The sequence below is a fragment of the Pseudohaemophilus parahaemolyticus genome, from assembly GCF_938021905.1.
Lineage (GTDB): Bacteria > Pseudomonadota > Gammaproteobacteria > Enterobacterales > Pasteurellaceae > Haemophilus_A > Haemophilus_A parahaemolyticus_B.
The window spans coordinates 1-17,553 of record NZ_CALIFA010000019.1 but is presented as its reverse complement, the minus strand read 5'-3'; the positions used below and the strand labels follow the sequence as shown (position 1 = coordinate 17,553).

The 17,553-nt window shown below is 41.8% G+C and carries 16 protein-coding genes; 10 read left to right on the top strand and 6 right to left on the bottom strand.

The features are described from left to right. Positions 1-23 precede the first annotated feature (23 nt). The gene (gene priB / locus QMF79_RS01300) at positions 24-371 is read right to left on the bottom strand and encodes a primosomal replication protein N (protein WP_281772462.1); all 348 of its coding nucleotides are present in this window, start codon (positions 369-371) and stop codon (positions 24-26) included. A gap of 2 nt (positions 372-373) precedes the next feature. Next, entirely contained in the window at positions 374-739 is a 366-nt protein-coding gene (gene rpsF, locus QMF79_RS01295; RefSeq protein ID WP_281772461.1) for a 30S ribosomal protein S6, read from the bottom strand. 245 nt (positions 740-984) lie between these two features. On the opposite strand from rpsF, the gene purD reads away from it, so the two are divergent. From purD to grxD, 4 genes are all read left to right on the top strand, one after another. Continuing rightward, on the top strand, positions 985-2,271 hold the full coding sequence (purD, locus tag QMF79_RS01290) for a phosphoribosylamine--glycine ligase (RefSeq protein WP_281772460.1): 1,287 nt from the start codon (positions 985-987) through the stop codon (positions 2,269-2,271). A gap of 111 nt (positions 2,272-2,382) precedes the next feature. After that, positions 2,383-2,712 (top strand): YbaB/EbfC family nucleoid-associated protein, encoded by a 330-nt coding sequence (locus QMF79_RS01285; RefSeq protein WP_281772459.1) that lies wholly within the window; start codon positions 2,383-2,385, stop codon positions 2,710-2,712. An 86-nt stretch (positions 2,713-2,798) separates the two neighbouring features. Then, positions 2,799-3,404: a recombination mediator RecR gene (recR, locus tag QMF79_RS01280; protein WP_281772458.1), complete on the top strand. Its 606-nt coding sequence runs from the start codon at positions 2,799-2,801 to the stop codon at positions 3,402-3,404. Positions 3,405-3,472: 68 nt separating this feature from the next. After that, entirely contained in the window at positions 3,473-3,799 is a 327-nt protein-coding gene (gene grxD / locus QMF79_RS01275) for a Grx4 family monothiol glutaredoxin (RefSeq protein WP_281772457.1), read from the top strand. Between the two features lie 53 nt (positions 3,800-3,852). Here the strand turns inward: grxD and QMF79_RS01270 are convergent, their stop codons facing one another. Next, on the bottom strand, positions 3,853-4,806 hold the full coding sequence (locus tag QMF79_RS01270) for an RsiV family protein (protein WP_281772456.1): 954 nt from the start codon (positions 4,804-4,806) through the stop codon (positions 3,853-3,855). 418 nt (positions 4,807-5,224) lie between these two features. On the opposite strand from QMF79_RS01270, the gene rne reads away from it, so the two are divergent. Continuing rightward, a complete protein-coding gene (rne, locus tag QMF79_RS01265; RefSeq protein ID WP_281772455.1) occupies positions 5,225-8,191 on the top strand; it encodes a ribonuclease E in 2,967 nt (988 codons plus the stop codon). Between the two features lie 67 nt (positions 8,192-8,258). Here rne and QMF79_RS01260 read toward each other — a convergent pair whose 3' ends face one another. Together QMF79_RS01260 and cysB are read right to left on the bottom strand one after the other, a co-directional pair. Next, the gene (locus tag QMF79_RS01260) at positions 8,259-8,903 is read right to left on the bottom strand and encodes a hypothetical protein (protein ID WP_281772454.1); all 645 of its coding nucleotides are present in this window, start codon (positions 8,901-8,903) and stop codon (positions 8,259-8,261) included. A gap of 10 nt (positions 8,904-8,913) precedes the next feature. Continuing rightward, positions 8,914-9,897 (bottom strand): HTH-type transcriptional regulator CysB, encoded by a 984-nt coding sequence (gene cysB / locus QMF79_RS01255; RefSeq protein WP_040218391.1) that lies wholly within the window; start codon positions 9,895-9,897, stop codon positions 8,914-8,916. Between the two features lie 123 nt (positions 9,898-10,020). On the opposite strand from cysB, the gene rsgA reads away from it, so the two are divergent. From rsgA to QMF79_RS01235, 4 genes are read left to right on the top strand one after another with little or no spacing between them, the layout of a single operon-like run. Beyond that, positions 10,021-11,058 carry a small ribosomal subunit biogenesis GTPase RsgA gene (gene rsgA / locus QMF79_RS01250; protein WP_281772453.1) on the top strand — a complete coding sequence of 346 codons (1,038 nt, stop codon included), beginning with the start codon at positions 10,021-10,023 and terminating at the stop codon, positions 11,056-11,058. A gap of 3 nt (positions 11,059-11,061) precedes the next feature. Further along, positions 11,062-11,658 (top strand): ribonuclease HII, encoded by a 597-nt coding sequence (gene rnhB, locus QMF79_RS01245; protein WP_281772452.1) that lies wholly within the window; start codon positions 11,062-11,064, stop codon positions 11,656-11,658. Between the two features lie 12 nt (positions 11,659-11,670). Continuing rightward, positions 11,671-12,036, top strand: a complete 366-nt coding sequence (locus tag QMF79_RS01240) for an HIT domain-containing protein (RefSeq protein WP_281772451.1) — start codon at positions 11,671-11,673, stop codon at positions 12,034-12,036. A gap of 1 nt (position 12,037) precedes the next feature. Beyond that, positions 12,038-12,394 carry a YcfL family protein gene (locus QMF79_RS01235; RefSeq protein ID WP_281772450.1) on the top strand — a complete coding sequence of 119 codons (357 nt, stop codon included), beginning with the start codon at positions 12,038-12,040 and terminating at the stop codon, positions 12,392-12,394. Positions 12,395-12,443: 49 nt separating this feature from the next. On the opposite strand, the gene metG is transcribed toward QMF79_RS01235, so the two are convergent. Then, a complete protein-coding gene (gene metG, locus QMF79_RS01230) occupies positions 12,444-14,501 on the bottom strand; it encodes a methionine--tRNA ligase (RefSeq protein ID WP_281772449.1) in 2,058 nt (685 codons plus the stop codon). 358 nt (positions 14,502-14,859) lie between these two features. Here metG and adhE point away from each other — a divergent pair, with 358 nt between their 5' ends. Beyond that, positions 14,860-17,475 carry a bifunctional acetaldehyde-CoA/alcohol dehydrogenase gene (gene adhE / locus QMF79_RS01225; RefSeq protein ID WP_281772448.1) on the top strand — a complete coding sequence of 872 codons (2,616 nt, stop codon included), beginning with the start codon at positions 14,860-14,862 and terminating at the stop codon, positions 17,473-17,475. Positions 17,476-17,553 lie beyond the last annotated feature (78 nt).

Here is a 17,553-nt window from a genome sequence, read left to right as displayed (position 1 = left end):
TTTCCGCTGTGAAACGGCAGAACTTACGACGACGGAAATAACGTGCCATTTGGCTTCTCCTGATCTATAAATTCAATATGTTCGGTATGTAAAACTAATTGGCTGTTGCCGTTGTAGTCTTTGTGTGTATTAAGAAATCCTTGAACACAAACTTTGCTACCGAGCTTAATTTGTTGGGTTATTAAACTAAATTGACTACCGTTTAAAACTACTTGGATTTTACACCAAGCTTGGCGTTCTAAATTCACTTCTGTTTGTGTTGAACGATGTTCTAACCAAAATCGGTAATTTGGAATGCCTAAAGGGCTTTGCTTTTGTTTGACTAAACTGACGACTTCACCCGTTAAACTTAAACGATTTTCAATCGGCAAAATTATTCGCCTGCTTCTACTTCAGCTGCTGCTTCAACAGCTTTGCTTTCTTTTGCTTTAGCCATTGGTGAAGCTTCAGTTACTGCAGCTTTAGTGTGAACGATTAAGTTGCGAAGAACTGCATCGTTGTAACGGAAGTTAGTTTCTAACTCATCGATTACACTTTGTGGTGCTTCTACATTCATTAACACGTAGTGTGCTTTGTGAAGTTTGTTGATTGGGTATGCTAATTGACGACGACCCCAATCTTCTAAGCGATGAATTTGACCGCCAGCTTCTTTGATAGATGCTGTGTAACGCTCAATCATTGCTGGTACTTGTTCGCTTTGGTCCGGGTGAACCATAAAAACGATTTCGTAGTGACGCATTGACTATCCTTACGGGTTAGCAGCCTCCAACTTTAGCCAGTCACCAACTTGTGGAAGCAAGGATTAAAAAACAAATGTGACTGAATGGGGCAATTATACAGATTTCAACCGCTTGATCAAGCAAAAGCATAAAATTCAAACGGTAAAATTTTAAAAAAGATTTGCAAATTTTATTGCTAGGTGTTTTTTGGAAAATAGCGTAAACTTACGCAATCGTTTGCTTTGTTTAATTTTAAGGATTTAAAATGAATATTCTCATTATTGGTAACGGTGGTCGTGAACACGCTTTAGCTTGGAAAGTACGTCAATCGCCTTTGGCGGACAAAGTCTTTGTTGCACCAGGTAATGCAGGCACGGCATTAGAAGAAGGCATTGAAAATGTCGCCATTTCTGGTACAAATTTAACCGCTTTGGTGCAATTTGCCAAAGAGAACCAAATCGGCTTAACCATTGTAGGCCCTGAGGCGCCGCTCGTGGCAGGCGTGGTCGATGCTTTCCGTGCTAATGGTTTAAAAATCTTCGGACCAACGCAAACCGCTGCACAATTAGAGGGTTCAAAATCCTTTGCGAAAGATTTCTTAGCTCGTCACAAAATTCCAACCGCAGAATATCAAAACTTCACTGAGGTTGAACCTGCACTTGCATACTTACACGAAAAAGGCGTACCGATTGTGATTAAAGCTGATGGCTTGGCGGCAGGCAAAGGCGTGATTGTTGCGATGACGATGCAAGAAGCCAAAGACGCAGTTAAAGATATGCTTTCTGGAAACGCTTTTGGCGATGCGGGGAGTCGTGTGGTTATCGAAGAATTTTTAGATGGCGAAGAAGCAAGCTTTATCGTGATGGTAGATGGTAAAAATGTCGAACCAATGGCAACTAGTCAAGACCATAAACGTGTTGGCGAGGGAGATAAAAGCTTGAATACAGGCGGAATGGGGGCGTACTCTCCAGCGCCAGTAGTAACGCCAGAAATCCACCAACGTGTGATGGAGCAAATTATCTATCCAACCGTTCGTGGAATGGCAGCTGAAAATAATGTTTACACAGGTTTCCTTTATGCGGGCTTGATGATTATGCCAAATGGTCAGCCAAAAGTGATTGAATTTAACTGCCGATTTGGCGATCCTGAAACCCAGCCAATTATGATGCGTTTAAAGTCTGATTTAGTTGAACTTTGCTTAAAAGCGTGCGATGGCGAATTAGATCAAATTCAATCAGAATGGCGTGAACAAGCTGCACTTGGCATTGTACTTGCAGCGGAAGGTTACCCAAATAATTACCGCAAAGGTGATGAAATCTCAGACATTCCATCAGAAACTGCAACGCAAAAAGTTTTTCTTGCAGGCGTAGAAAAACAAGGTGATAAATTACTCACGAATGGCGGACGCGTGCTTTGTGCAACTGCATTAGGCAACTCGGTGTATAAAGCACAACAATCTGCGTTGACATTGGCAGAACAAATCCAATGGCAAGGGCGTTTCTATCGTCGTGATATTGGCTACCGTGCAGTGGCTCGCGAACAAGCGGTGTAATTCTTCCCTTATTTTGCAAAAGCGAAAACAAATTTCACCGCTTGCCTAAAGTTAGACGGTTCAGTAAAATGAACCGTTTATTTTTTATCTCTATTTATATAAGGAACGACTATGTTTGGAAAAGGCGGTTTAGGCGGCTTAATGAAGCAAGCTCAACAAATGCAAGAAAAAATGCAAAAGATGCAAGAAGAGATTGCTCAACTTGAGGTCACAGGCGAATCTGGTGCGGGCTTGGTAAAAGTCACCATTAACGGTGCGCACAACTGCCATCGCATCGAAATCGATCCGTCATTGATGGAAGATGATAAAGAGATGGTAGAAGATTTAATCGCTGCGGCATTTAACGATGCGGTTCGCCGTGCGGAAGAGTTACAAAAAGAGAAAATGGCAAGTGTAACAGCAGGGTTGAATTTACCTGCGGGAATGAAGTTGCCGTTTTAATCATTGCATTCCCTCCCTCCGCCTCCGGCACCTCCCTCCGTAAACGGAGGGAGGGAATTTTCACTTCTAAAATCTAATTCAAACCTATGCAAACAAGCCCTTTACTTGAAAATTTAATGGAAGCACTTAGAGCCCTCCCTGGTGTAGGACCTAAATCGGCACAGCGTATGGCATTTCATCTTCTGCAACGCAACCGTGTGGGCGGACTTCATCTTTCCAAAGCGTTAAACGAAGCGATGACACATATCGGGCATTGTCAATCGTGCCGTACTTTTACCGAAGAAGAGCAATGTACCATTTGTAGTAATCCGCGTCGCCAAATGAGCGGGCAGCTTTGCATTGTGGAAATGCCAGAAGATATTCAAGCGATTGAGCAAACAGGGCAATTTTCAGGCAGATATTTTGTGCTGATGGGGCATCTTTCCCCTATTGATGGTATTGGTCCACGTGAGATTGGCTTGGATTTATTACAACAACGTTTAGAAAATGAATCGTTCCACGAAGTGATTTTAGCAACGAATCCAAATGTCGAAAGCGAAGCAACCACACATTACATCGCTGATATGTGCAGAATATACAACATAAAAGCTACTCGCATTGCCTATGGTGTACCAATGGGTGGATCACTTGAAATGGTCGATGGCAGTACACTTTCGCATTCCATTATTGGGCGTCGGGATATCACCCTTTAGTTATTTTTTATTCACATAAAAGCTGATATAATCAGTCAACTTTTTACCGACAATTCTTTGAGGATACAATGGAAACTATCGACAAAATCAAAAAACAAATCAGCGAAAACCCAATTCTACTTTATATGAAAGGTTCGCCAAAATTCCCATCATGCGGTTTCTCTGCTCGTGCAGTAGAAGCAGTTATTAACTGCCAAGTGCCTTTTGGCTATGTAGATATTTTAACCAACCCAGATATTCGTGCAGAATTACCAAAATTCGCAAACTGGCCAACTTTCCCACAATTATGGGTAGAAGGTGAGTTAATCGGCGGTTGCGACATTGTGTTAGAAATGGCACAAAAAGGCGAATTACAAACGTTATTAAAAGAAGTAGCAACTCGTCATCCTGCTTAATTATCTAAGAAATAATTGAAACCCCAAACATCTGTTTGGGGTTTTATCATAAATTACTCCTCTTCGGGCGCCTGTCCCATCCCATCTTTTTTAGTTCTCTGATAATCACTTGATACCAATTTATTCGCATCATTCCAATATAAAGTCAAAGTCACTTCGCCTTCAGCAAAAGGAGCTAAAGCATAAACAGGATAAACAAAATTAATCCCTTCGTGAGTGAAATAGAAGTTATCCACTAAATCAAAGTCCGCTTTGGGGGTAAATGGCTCAGCTTTTTCGTCTTGAGCTTCCATTCTTGTTTTTTCTAAATAGCTATTCCATAAAATCTCTTTAGCTTGTTCTTGGTGTGCTTTCGACATCAAGCTATCCAACGAAATCACAGTTTTTTTGTTTAAATCTACGTTGAAGTAATTCGTGCCATAAAGTCCGTGTACACCGCCCGTGTAGTTATCCCAATATTGAATGAAGGTGGCAATATTGCCACGCTGCCCAACATATGCCATTTGTGAACTATCACGAATCGCAATATCGCCATATTCTTGTAATGCTGCTTTTGAATCTTGATAATTTTTTTCGATTAATTTTAAAGCTTCTTCTCTTTCTGTCCCTGTCACTTGATGATTGATTTTTCCATCATGGTTAAGCAAGGTATGGCGAATCAGTAAATTATCCAGCCAATCTAAGCCTGTTTTTGCCATACTTGTAAAATAATAAAGCTCACTTTCTGTTCGTCCAAAATCATTCCCTGCGGGTAATTTTACCTGTTCTGATTTTGAAAATAATGGTTCAATTGTCACATCAAGTGCGGGCAATTGTGCTTGTAACTTGCTTTGTTCTGCTTGTAAAGCGGTTAAATCTTGCTGGGATTTTGCAAGATCTTGATTAAGTTGGGTGATGGTTTGTTCGGCTTGTTGTAATTTTTCGTTAAGGGCTTGAGTATCTTTTTCGTTACAAGCTGACAGAAGAAAAGCGGAAGAAATCAGCAATGCGAGGAGAGATTTTTTCATGGGATTATCCTTAAAAGAGAGAATAAAAAGTACTCTAGTATCATAGCACTAGCCTAGGTTATTTTCATTGTTTTTTGTTCAAACTGTCTGAAACTCGCACATATCTAAACGACTTTACTGGGCAGATTTACCTTGCCTTTTTAGCCTTCAAAATGCGATAATATAACCCTCTTTTTGTCTGTAAATTCTGGTAAAAAGAAACCTTTTTGCTCTTGTAAGTAAAATACTCCTTTAGAGTATAACCCTTTGATTTTGCAGCCATTTTAGACAAACAAAATGGGCGTAAGACAAAAGTTTATCGTTAATTCATAGTTAAAGCGAAGACAGTCGCGAGATTGGCGGGAATGACTACAATCTGTTGAGTCATTTGAAAATACGCAATAACTCAAGCAACAACAAAAAAGATAAGAGAAACACAATGAAACGTATGTTAATCAATGCAACTCAAAAAGAAGAGTTGCGCGTTGCCCTTGTTGATGGGCAGCGTTTATTCGATCTGGATATTGAGTCGCCAGGGCACGAACAAAAAAAATCAAATATTTACAAAGGGAAAATTACCCGCGTTGAACCAAGCCTTGAAGCCGCATTTGTTGATTACGGTGCTGAGCGTCATGGCTTTTTGCCTTTAAAAGAGATCTCACGCGAATATTTTCCTGAAGGTTATGAATTCAGTGGCCGCCCGAATATTAAAGATATTATTCAAGAAGGGCAAGAAGTGATCGTTCAAGTGAACAAAGAAGAACGTGGTAACAAAGGTGCAGCCTTAACCACGTTTATTTCACTTGCAGGTAGTTACTTAGTATTGATGCCAAACAACCCACGTGCAGGCGGAATTTCTCGCCGTATTGAAGGCGATGAGCGTTTAGAACTCAAAGAAGCGTTAGATTGCTTAGATGTGCCTGAAGATGTGGGCTTAATCGTGCGTACCGCAGGCGTAGGCAAATCACCAGAAGAGTTGCAATGGGACTTAAAAGTGTTATTGCATCACTGGGAAGCAATTAAAAATGCGGCACAATCTCGCTCTGCACCATTCTTAATTCACCAAGAAAGCGATGTAATCGTGCGCGCTATTCGCGATTACCTCCGTCGCGACATTGGTGAAATCTTAATCGATAACAAAAAAATCTTCGAAAAAGCGAAAAATCATATTCGTTTAGTGCGTCCAGATTTCATCAATCGCGTGCGTTTATACGAAGGTGAAGTACCACTTTTCAGCCATTATCAAATCGAATCGCAAATTGAGTCCGCATTCCAACGTGAAGTTCGCTTGCCATCTGGCGGTTCCATTGTCATTGATGTAACCGAAGCATTAACGGCAATCGATATCAACTCATCACGCTCAACTCGTGGTGGCGACATCGAAGAAACTGCACTCAACACCAACTTAGAAGCGGCAGATGAGATCGCACGCCAATTACGTTTACGTGACTTGGGTGGTTTAATTGTGATCGACTTCATCGACATGACCCCTGTTCGCCACCAACGCGAGGTGGAAAACCGCATTCGTGAAGCAACTCGCCAAGACCGTGCTCGCATCCAATTCAGCCGTATTTCACGCTTTGGCTTGCTTGAAATGAGCCGCCAGCGCTTAAGCCCATCATTAAGCGAAGCATCAAGCCATATCTGTCCGCGATGTCAAGGTACAGGCAAAGTGCGCGATAACGAATCGATCGCACTCTCTATCTTACGCTTAGTGGAAGAAGAGGCTATCAAAGAGAACTCTTCACAAATTCACGCGATTGTGCCTGTAGAAGTCGCTTCTTACTTATTGAACGAAAAACGTAAAGCGATTTCAGGCATTGAGTCTCGCCAAGATGTGAGCGTGGTGGTTGTGCCAAGCGAAAGTATGGAAACGCCACACTTTAGCGTTTACCGCTTGCGCGAGAATGAAATCGAGCCGATGTTAAGCTACGACTTGGCAAAACGCTATTTAGCACGCCAAGATGATGAGCAAAATCCATATCATCACTCACATTCAGACGAAGCTTTAGTGAGCCGTAATGAGCCAGTGATTACCGTGGAATCTGTACTCAACAGCACAGAGCTTAATCTTCAACCAGCACCAACGCCTGCTGAGCCTGCAAAACCGTCTCTATTAAGCCGCATTATTGCGAAAATTAAAGCGATTTTCAGCGAAGAACCGAAGGAAGAAGAGAAACCGAAAGCGAAATCTCGCAACCCTCGCGAACGCCGCAATAGTCGTCAGCGCAATAACCGTGCTGATCGTCAAGAACGCCAAGAACAACGTAAAGCACAGCAAGACGAAAAAGCGAAAGCCGAAAAAGCAGAACGCAAAGAGCGTCAGCCACGTCGTCAAATTGTAGAAGAAACGGCTGGCGTATCAGAAGCGGTAGAAAAATCACCTCCAGTTGCAGAGCGTCGCCAACGCCGCGATTTACGCAAAAAAGTTCGCATAGAAAATAACGTTGAAGCCATTGAAAACGGCGAAAAAGCAAACGCAACAGTTGTGCAAGAGCAAGCTCAGGTTAAACTAGAAGTGCAAAAAGCACCGAAAATTCAACCGCTTTTTGAAGCTGAAACCACAAACGAAGAGCATGTAGAAAGCAACGAGAACAACCGCGAAAACGGCCGCCAACGTCGCCTGCCTCGCCACTTACGCGTAGGCAACCAACGCCGTCGTGATAATCGCCAATCCAATGTTCGTGTACGTGCGATGCCATTAACTTCTGCTGTTGCTTCACCAGAAGCCGCAAGCGGTAAAATTTTACTGGCAATTAACGTTCGCCCTCAAAAACCAGTGAAAGAAAAACAAAATTTCTTGTCAGTGGATGAAATACTCGAACAGCAAGCGACTTCAGCCGAAATGAAAACGGAACAAGTGGCGGAAAAAGTAGAACGCAAAGTGGAAAGCACTGTGCCATTTGGTGGTTTTGTTAGCCAGCCTACTAATCGTGATTTAGTGAAAGAGCATCACAAACGTGAAATGCATCCAGTAGCTTATGAACAAAAATCCGAAGTCACTACCGTAGCAGAACATATTGCACCATTTGGCGGAGTGGTGAGCCAACCCTCTGATCGTGATTTAGTAAAAGAAAACCACGAACGCCGTGGTAATCTCAACACTCAAACTGCGATGGTTCAAGCAACGGTTGCACCTGCAATTGAAGCGACTGAGCCAAAAGCGATTGTCGTGCCTGTTTCCACTTACCAAAGCAAATATGTGTTTGAAGGGCATTTAGGTACATTCTCTCGTGTGGAACATACCAAAGCAGAGATGACTAAAGCAGAGAACAAAGAGCCAACAGCACCAGCATTCCAAATTCGTGTGTGGAATCATTCAAAATATTACTTCCACGGCAAAGGGGCAGCAGGACACGCAGCGGCAGACAGCCACGTGCATTCAGCCCCTCGCATCGCTAACTAATTGGTAAAACACTAAAGCAAATAACCCGCTTGTAGCAATACAAGCGGGTTATTTTTATCAGAATGACTTATTTTACAAAACTATCAAACTTCAACTCATAATTATCGCCATCACGATTGTAAGAAATAAAGCGTGGAAATTTTTCGCCCTCAAATTTTTTTACCGTAATTGCTTTATGGTCAGTAGTTGTGAAACTATAGGTTATTTCTTGATAAGTTTTGCCATCTTCCATTACCGCTTTTTGCGATTTTTTCAACTTCACATTCGGTGTTGGATAGAGTTTTTTACCGTTTGTGGTTTGGAAGCTGGTTGGCAATTTATCGTAGTAGCTCAACTGGAATGCCGTGGTAAATAGGTCAAAAGTTGGCATTGTTAAAGGCTCAGTTGTAAGTGGATCTTTCGCTTTGCCGTATTGAATGCTTTGGCTATCAATTTCCGCTAAAGCATAGGTTTTTCCATTGCGAGTATCCCGGTAGCTTAACATATTAAAAATACCGTTTTTCTCCGTACCTTTTGCGGTAAATACAATGTTATAAAGTGGCACGTTGATCTTTGATTGAATTTCATATCTTCCACTATCGTGTTTGAAGTTCACATAAGCAGGCATTAAGTAGTTTGAACTATATTTGATATTGAAATTCTCTGCGTAAGCGGCCGAAATCATCGAAAAAATTACAACACCAGTAAAGGCGATTTTTTTGAAAAATGTCATTGGGTTTTCCTTATTTTTCTTCCAACTGTGTGTGATCAAACATTCGCATAATAGCGTTGTTATCCCGCAGTTGTTCAGCTTGCTCTACCTGCATTCGAGTTAAATGCGGGGAGAAATAGTTAATAAAATCATACATATAATTACGCAAGAAAGTGCCACGTTTAAAAGCGATTTGCGTCATACTTGGCTGGAACAGATGGCTAGCATTAATCGCAAGCAAATCGTTGTCGTTTTCAGTGTGTGCCATTGACGCCATAATCCCGACACCTAAGCCAATGCGTACATAGGTTTTAATCACATCCGCATCGGTCGCAGTAAAAACGATATTCGGTAAAATACCCTCTTTGTTAAAGGCTTTGTCCAAATCCGATTGCCCTGTAAAGCCGAAAGTATAGGTGATTAAATCATATTTTCCGAGCTCTTCGACAGTTAATTTCTCAGGTTGGTTCACATATTTTGCGAGCGGATGATCGGGTTTTACAATCACCGAACGGTTCCACATATAGCAAGGGAGCAAAATTGCATCTTCAAACAGGTATTGTGCTTCGGTCGTAATGGCTAAATCCACTTCTCCCGCCATCAATGCATCATAAATCTGGGTTGGAGAGCCTTGATGTAGATGCAAACTGACGTTCGGATACCTCGCCTTAAAAAGTTCAATTACACTAGGTAGCACGTAACGTGCTTGTGTATTCGGGCTAGCAATACGAAGCACACCGCTATTCGGACGAGTTTGCTCTTCTGCCACCGCTCGAATACTTTGTGCTTTCACTAAAAGCTCACGTGAAATCGCCACAATTTTCTCACCTGCGGGCGTGAGCCCTTTGATATGTTTGCCGTTTCGCTCAAAAATGTTGATACCGAGCTCACTTTCTAGCAGTCGCACTTGTTTACTGATGCCTGGCTGAGAAGTATAAAGGGCATCCGCTGCTTCGGTAATGTTGAGGTTTTGATTGACGATTTCGACAATATAACGAAGTTGTTGTAGTTTCATATTCTTCCTTGCTAGCTGATTTTTATGCTTTAATGTTATAAGAAAAGATTGGCGGTTTCAATTGGCTATTTAGGCTAATTTTTAGTATGCTAGCCCCAATTTTATTTTTGATGAGAAATCCTTTTGAGCAAAAGAAGATTAACCCAAAACCAGCAACGCCGTATTCAATCCAACCACCATAAAAAAATCTCGAAAAAAGAAGTAGAATGGCAAGATGACATGTTAGGCGAAGTGCAACAAGGTGTGGTGGTAACTCGCCATGCAAAACATGCTGATGTAGAAACCGAACAAGGTGAGATTTATCGCTGTAATTTGCGTCGTACGCTGAAAAATGTGGTGGTTGGCGATCAGGTTTCTTGGAGACTTGGTAATGAACAACTACAAGGCATTATCGGGGTGATTGAAGCCATTTACCCGCGCAAAAACGAACTTAGCCGCCCTGATTACTACGATGGTATCAAAGTAATGGCATCGAATATCGACCAGATTATTATCGTCTCTGCCGTTTTGCCAACGCTTTCGCTCAACATTATCGATCGCTATTTGGTCATTTGTGAAGCGGCAAATATTCCTGCGTTAATCGTGCTCAATAAGGTTGATCTGCTCTCTGAAGAAGAGCGACAAACTGTCAAAAAACAGTTAGCCATTTACGAAAAAATTGGCTATGAAACCTTGATGCTTTCAGCCAACACAGGCGAAAATATGGAAGCTCTGCACGCCTATTTACGTAAGGGTACTTCCATTTTCGTAGGACAGTCAGGCGTGGGCAAATCAAGCCTTATCAACCAACTTTTACCAGAGGTTAATGCTTTGATAGGGGCGGTGAGCGATGTATCAGGCTTAGGGCAACATACCACCACCGCTTCACGCTTATATCATCTGCCTCTTGGCGGGAATTTGATTGATTCCCCTGGAATCCGCGAATTTGGACTTTGGCATTTAGAACCGAACCAAATTACCGACGGCTACCGTGAGTTTCAAAGCGTACTCGGCACCTGTAAATTCCGCGATTGCAAACACAGCAGCGATCCAGGTTGTGCCATTCGAGAGGCGGTCGAAAAAGGCGAGATCGATCCTATCCGTTTTGAAAATTATCACCGCTTGATCGAAAGCAGAAACGAAAGCAAAAGCCAACGCCATTTTAGAACAGAAGATTTATAGAAAATGACAGAATTTGTATATCCCGACGCCAAACTCATTGCAGGCGTGGACGAAGTCGGCAGAGGCCCGTTAGTCGGGGCAGTTGTGACCGCTGCGGTAATTTTAGACCCAAATAACCCGATTGAAGGCTTGGCAGACTCGAAAAAATTGAGTGAGAAAAAACGCCTCGCCCTTGCTGAAGAGATTAAAGCGAAAGCACTATGTTGGTCACTCGGACGAGCTGAACCTGAAGAGATTGATGAGCTCAATATTCTTCACGCCACGATGCTTGCAATGCAACGTGCTGTAGATGGCTTAAGCATTCAACCTGATTTTGTGCTTGTCGATGGCAACCGCGTGCCAGCCAGTCTTGCTATTCCCGCACAAGCGGTCGTAAAAGGCGATAGTTTGGTTAAAGAGATTAGTGCAGCCTCGATTTTGGCGAAAGTCGCTCGCGATCAAGAGATGGACGAACTAGACCAACAATTCCCCGAATATGGTTTCGCCAAACACAAAGGCTACCCAACCAAACTGCATTTTGAAAAACTTGCCGAACTTGGTGCAACCCAATATCATCGCAAAAGTTTTGCACCAGTGGCAAAAGCATTAAATTTAAAATAAGAGGAACAAACTATGACTACAGAAAAAAACTACGAAGAAACTATCTTCAGCAAAATTATTCGCAAAGAAATCCCTGCGAACATCGTTTACCAAGATGAATTAGTGACCGCTTTCCGCGACATCTCACCGCAAGCAGCAACACATATCTTAATCATCCCAAACAAATTCATCCCAACGCTTAACCACGTAACCGCCGAAGATGAGCTTTTGCTTGGCCGCTTAATCACCGCTGCTTCAAAGCTTGCTAAAGAAGAAGGTATTGCCGAAAATGGCTACCGCTTAATTATGAACTGCAATGTTCATGGCGGACAAGAAGTCTTCCACATCCATATGCACTTGGTTGGCGGCGAGCCATTAGGCAAAATGTTGAGCAAATAAAATGCGTAAATTTTTATCTTTAGCCATTTTTTCTCTCTTTTTGACCGCTTGCGGCAGCAATCCGCAAAGCTATATCACGCCTAAATCTAGCCCAATTGTGAATATTGATGCAAGCTTAAATGCAACTTTGGATGTGAAGGCAAAATCAGACCATTTAACGGTTAAAAACCTAAGCGAACAAGCGGTGAATTTTGCTTATAAATTGTTTTGGTATGACGGAAAAGGGGTAACTCAACTCGCAGAACACTCGCCACAAACTTGGCAGCCCGTTACTTTACGTGCGAAAGAAACGATGAAAGTTGAGTTGGAAAAGCCAACAGAAGAGAGTGAAAATTATCGGGTTTATTTGAAACCTTAGACATAAAAAATGGTTGCCTTAGCAACCATTTTTATTATCTGTGAAAATGTTATTTCACCTGCATACCAGGGCGAATACCTTCATCGCCTGAAAGCAAGAAGAGATCCGAACCACCTGTACCAGCCGATAAAATCATCCCTTCTGATACACCAAATTTCATTTTGCGAGGAGCTAGATTTGCCACCATAATCACAAAACGACCATTTAATTCTTCTGGATGATTATAAGCCGCTTTAATTCCAGAGAATACTTGGCGTTGGTGATCGCCTAAATCTAATTGGAATTTTAACAATTTATTCGACTCTGGCACCGCCTCACAGCTAATCACTTTAGCCACGCGCAAATCTAATTTTGCAAAATCATCAATCGTGATTTCTGGGGCAATTGGCTCAATTGCAAGATTTTCTTGATTTTCCACCGCTTGTTTTCCTTTTTTCGGTTCGTTTTTGGTTTGTTCGGCAAAAAGCTGTTTCGTTTCTTCAATCACTGCATCAATCTGTTTTTTCTCAAGACGAGAGAACAATGATTTAAATGGTGCAACTGTTTTACCTAATAATGGTTGGGTAATGGTTTCCCAGCGTAATTCTGTTTGTAGGAACGCTTCAGCACGTTCTGCAAGCTGTGGTAAAACGGGTTTTAAATAACTCATTAACACACGGAATAATTCAATACCCATTGAACAAACCGCTTGTAATTCCGCTTCACGCCCTTCTTCTTTAGCAATGACCCAAGGTGCTTTGTCATCAACATATTTGTTTGCGCGGTCAGCTAAATCCATAATTAAACGAATTGCTTTATTATATTCACGTGCTTCAAAATGTGCTGCAACTTGCTCTGATTGTGCAACAAATTCAGCGAAAAGTGCTTCATCTTCTAATTTTTCGGCCAATTTTCCTTCAAAACGTTTTGCAATAAAACTTGCATTGCGAGAAGCCAAGTTCACTAATTTGTTCACGATGTCGCTGTTTACACGTTGCACGAAATCTTCAAGGCTTAAGTCTAAATCTTCAATGCGCTCGTTCAGTTTTGCTGCGTAGTAATAGCGTAAACATTCAGGATCGATATGTTTTAAATAGGTGCTAGCTTGAATAAAGGTACCGCGCGATTTCGACATTTTCACGCCATCCACCGTCACATAGCCGTGAGCAAACACATTGGTTGGTTTACGTTGTTCGCAGCCATCTAACATCGCTGGCCAAAATAAGCTATGGAAGTAAACAATATCTTTACCGATAAAATGATAAAGCTCTGTTGTTGAATCTTTTTTCCAGAATTCGTTGTAATCAATACCTGTGCGGTCGCAAAGATTTTTGAATGATGCCATATAGCCGATTGGTGCATCTAACCACACATAGAAGAATTTGTTCTCTGTATCTGGAATTGGGAATCCAAAGTAAGGTGCATCACGGCTGATGTCCCATTGTTGTAACCCACTTTCAAACCACTCTTGCATTTTGTTTGCAATTTCAGGTTGAAGTGAACCAGAGCGTGTCCACTCTTTTAACATTCCTTCAAAACTTGGTAAGTCAAAGAAAAAGTGTTCAGATTCTTTCACAATAGGAGTGGCACCTGAAACAGCTGAACGTGGATTGATTAAATCCATTGGGCTATAAGTAGAGGCACAAACTTCACAATTATCGCCATATTGATCTTCTGCTTTACATTTTGGGCAAGTTCCTTTTACAAATCGATCTGGCAAGAACATCGCTTTTTCAGGATCAAAAAGCTGTGAAATTACACGACTTTTAATAAAACCATTTTCTTTCAACTTTAAATACATTGCAGTCGTAATTTCACGGTTCTCTTCGCTGTGAGTCGAGTGGTAGTTATCAAAACTGATATTAAAACCTTTGAAATCAGCAACGTGATCGGTTTTCGCTTTTTCAATGAGTTGTTCTGGCGTAATCCCCTGTTTTGCTGCATTAAGCATAATCGGCGTGCCGTGTGCATCGTCTGCACAAACAAAATGCACCTCGTTGCCACACATACGTTGGAAACGCACCCAAATATCCGCTTGAATATGCTCAAGCATATGACCTAAGTGAATTGCCCCATTTGCATAAGGCAGGGCACAAGTGACCAACATTTTTCGTTTTTGGTTTAACATTGTTATTCTCTTTCTTATTTAAGTAAAAATCTGAAGGATTTTAGCTCAAAAGGGCTATTTTTTCTAGGTTAAATCAAAGGAAATAAGGGAAACAAGCGGTCTTTTTTTACATTTTCTTTACTAAAATTTGGTTATGCAAAAACATCAACAAACCGATAAATTAATAAACTATTTTTGATAAAAAGTTAATCATTTGTAAATATTGAGTTACTCAAATTTTACTGTTTGACTTCCTATTGACTTAGATCAAAAATACCTCTTATGAGTAAGTAAATTTTGGTGCAAATCGTTTGCAGTTGAATAATAATTTCAACAGTTAAAGAATTTTAGATTTTTAATTTTTAGAGGAAACCAAACTATGGCTAAAGCAACTCAAACTGCTCAACCTTATGATGCTCAAGCGGAAGTGAATACACTTGTGGAAAAAGGCTTGAAAGCCCTTGATGAGTTCCGTCATTTAAACCAGGAGCAAGTGGATTACATTGTCGCAAAAGCATCTGTAGCGGCATTAGATAAACACGGTGTGTTGGCAATGCATGCATATGAAGAGACGGGTCGCGGCGTATTCGAAGATAAAGCTACCAAAAACTTATTTGCCTGTGAATATGTCGTGAACAATATGCGTCACTTAAAAACAGCGGGAGTGATCAGTGAAGACGATGTAACAGGTATCACTGAAATTGCTGACCCAGTCGGCGTTATCTGCGGTATCACTCCAACCACTAATCCAACTTCAACCACTATCTTCAAAGCGTTAATCGCCCTTAAAACACGTAACCCAATCATTTTTGCTTTCCACCCTTCTGCTCAACAATCTTCAGCTCATGCAGCACAAGTTGTACGTGATGCGGCTGTCGCTGCGGGTGCACCAGAAAATTGCGTGCAATGGATTACCATTCCATCTATGGAAGCTACTTCTGCGTTAATGAAACACCCTGGCATTGCAACCATTCTTGCAACTGGCGGTAATGCAATGGTAGAAGCGGCTTACTCTTGCGGCAAACCAGCATTAGGCGTGGGGGCAGGTAACGTGCCAGCTTATGTGGAAAAAACCGCAAAATTAAAACAAGCGGTATATGATATTGTGATGTCAAAATCATTCGACAACGGCATGATTTGTGCTTCTGAACAGGCTGCAATTGTCGATAAGGAAATCTATGTGGATTTCATCAAAGAGATGCAATCTTACGGCGTGTATTTGGTGAATAAAAAAGAGAAAGCCTTACTTGAAAAATACATCTTCGGTGTGGATAAAGCCAATGATGAAAACTGTGCAGGTGCGAAATTAAATGCGGCTGTGGTGGGTAAACCAGCAGCGTGGATTGCAGAACAAGCTGGCTTTACCGTTCCACCAAAAACCAATATTCTTTTAGCAGAATGTGCTTTCGTGGGAGAGGGCGAACCGCTTACTCGTGAAAAACTTTCTCCAGTGCTTGCATTATTAAAATCTAATAGCACAGAACAAGGCTTGGAATTAGCGAAAGCGATGGTGAACTTCCACGGTTTAGGTCACTCTGCGGCAATTCACACGCAAAATGCGGAATTAGCAAAAACTTTCGGCGAACGCGTTAAAGCAATTCGTGTAATTTGGAACTCACCATCAACATTTGGTGGTATCGGTGATGTGTATAACTCCTTCTTGCCTTCATTAACGCTTGGTTGCGGCTCATACGGTAAAAACTCCGTGGGCAACAATGTGAGTGCAGTGAACTTAATTAACATCAAACGTGTGGGCAGACGGAGAAATAATATGCAATGGTTTAAAGTGCCATCAAAAATCTACTTTGAGCGTGACTCAATTCAATACCTCAAATCCATGAACGACGTTCACAAAGTGATGATCGTAACTGACCGTTCAATGGTAGATTTAGGCTTTGTGGATCGTATTACCGAACAATTACGCCTACGCCGTAACAAAGTGATGATCCAGCTTTTCACTGATGTAGAACCAAACCCAAGCTTGCAAACTGTACAACGCGGTACTGAATTAATGCGTAGCTTCCAACCTGACACCATCATCGCATTAGGTGGCGGCTCACCAATGGATGCAGCAAAAATTATGTGGTTATTCTATGAACAACCTGAAGTCGATTTCCGAGATTTAGTGCAAAAATTTATGGATATTCGCAAACGTGCGTTCAAATTCCCACAATTAGGTCGCAAAGCGAAATTCGTGGGTATTCCAACCACATCAGGTACAGGTTCTGAAGTGACTCCATTTGCGGTAATTACTGATGGAGACATTAAATATCCATTAGCGGACTACTCATTAACCCCAACAATCGCGATTGTTGACCCAGCGTTAGTGATGTCTGTGCCTTCACATGTTGCGGCTGATACAGGTTTAGACGTATTAACTCACGCAACAGAGGCTTACACGTCGATTTTAGCAAACGACTATACCGATGGCTTAGCCTTACAAGCGATTAAATTGGTGTTTGAAAACTTAGAGAAATCGGTGAAAGAGTTTGACGAAACTGCACGTGAAAAAATGCACAATGCTTCAACGATGGCAGGTATGGCGTTTGCAAATGCGTTCTTGGGTATTTGTCACTCAATGGCACACAAAATCGGCGGTAAATTCCACACCATTCACGGTCGTACCAACGCGATTTTACTCCCGCACGTAATCCGCTACAACGGCACACGCCCAACCAAAGTGGCAACCTGGCCGAAATATACCAACTATGTAGCAGATATTCGCTTCCAAGATATTGCACGTATGCTTGGCTTACCCGCTTCAACTCCAGAAGAAGCCGTGGAATCTTATGCAAAAGCGGTACACGACCTAGCTATTCGTTGTGGCGTGAAAATGTCTTTACGCGATCAAGGTGTAGATGAAAAAGAATTCCTCGGATCACTCCGTGAATTAGCCTTAAACGCATTTGAAGACCAATGTACGCCAGCGAATCCACGCTTAGCGATGATTGAAGATATGGAAGAGTTAATGCGTAAAGCGTATTATGGAGAATAATAGACCTTAATAATTTGATAACATGATCTGCACCCCAAAACCTGGACACCTAATTTGAGGTGCAGATTATGTCCTACT

Bases quoted from the DNA above. Each gene is read 5' to 3' on its own strand.
- rpsF (WP_281772461.1), bottom strand. From the start codon at position 739: ATGCGTCACTACGAAATCGTTTTTATGGTTCACCCGGACCAAAGCGAA.
- purD (WP_281772460.1), top strand. From the start codon at position 985: ATGAATATTCTCATTATTGGTAACGGTGGTCGTGAACACGCTTTAGCT.
- QMF79_RS01285 (WP_281772459.1), top strand. From the start codon at position 2,383: ATGTTTGGAAAAGGCGGTTTAGGCGGCTTAATGAAGCAAGCTCAACAA.
- recR (WP_281772458.1), top strand. From the start codon at position 2,799: ATGCAAACAAGCCCTTTACTTGAAAATTTAATGGAAGCACTTAGAGCC.
- grxD (WP_281772457.1), top strand. From the start codon at position 3,473: ATGGAAACTATCGACAAAATCAAAAAACAAATCAGCGAAAACCCAATT.
- QMF79_RS01270 (WP_281772456.1), bottom strand. From the start codon at position 4,806: ATGAAAAAATCTCTCCTCGCATTGCTGATTTCTTCCGCTTTTCTTCTG.
- rne (WP_281772455.1), top strand. From the start codon at position 5,225: ATGAAACGTATGTTAATCAATGCAACTCAAAAAGAAGAGTTGCGCGTT.
- QMF79_RS01260 (WP_281772454.1), bottom strand. From the start codon at position 8,903: ATGACATTTTTCAAAAAAATCGCCTTTACTGGTGTTGTAATTTTTTCG.
- cysB (WP_040218391.1), bottom strand. From the start codon at position 9,897: ATGAAACTACAACAACTTCGTTATATTGTCGAAATCGTCAATCAAAAC.
- rnhB (WP_281772452.1), top strand. From the start codon at position 11,062: ATGACAGAATTTGTATATCCCGACGCCAAACTCATTGCAGGCGTGGAC.
- QMF79_RS01240 (WP_281772451.1), top strand. From the start codon at position 11,671: ATGACTACAGAAAAAAACTACGAAGAAACTATCTTCAGCAAAATTATT.
- QMF79_RS01235 (WP_281772450.1), top strand. From the start codon at position 12,038: ATGCGTAAATTTTTATCTTTAGCCATTTTTTCTCTCTTTTTGACCGCT.
- metG (WP_281772449.1), bottom strand. From the start codon at position 14,501: ATGTTAAACCAAAAACGAAAAATGTTGGTCACTTGTGCCCTGCCTTAT.
- adhE (WP_281772448.1), top strand. From the start codon at position 14,860: ATGGCTAAAGCAACTCAAACTGCTCAACCTTATGATGCTCAAGCGGAA.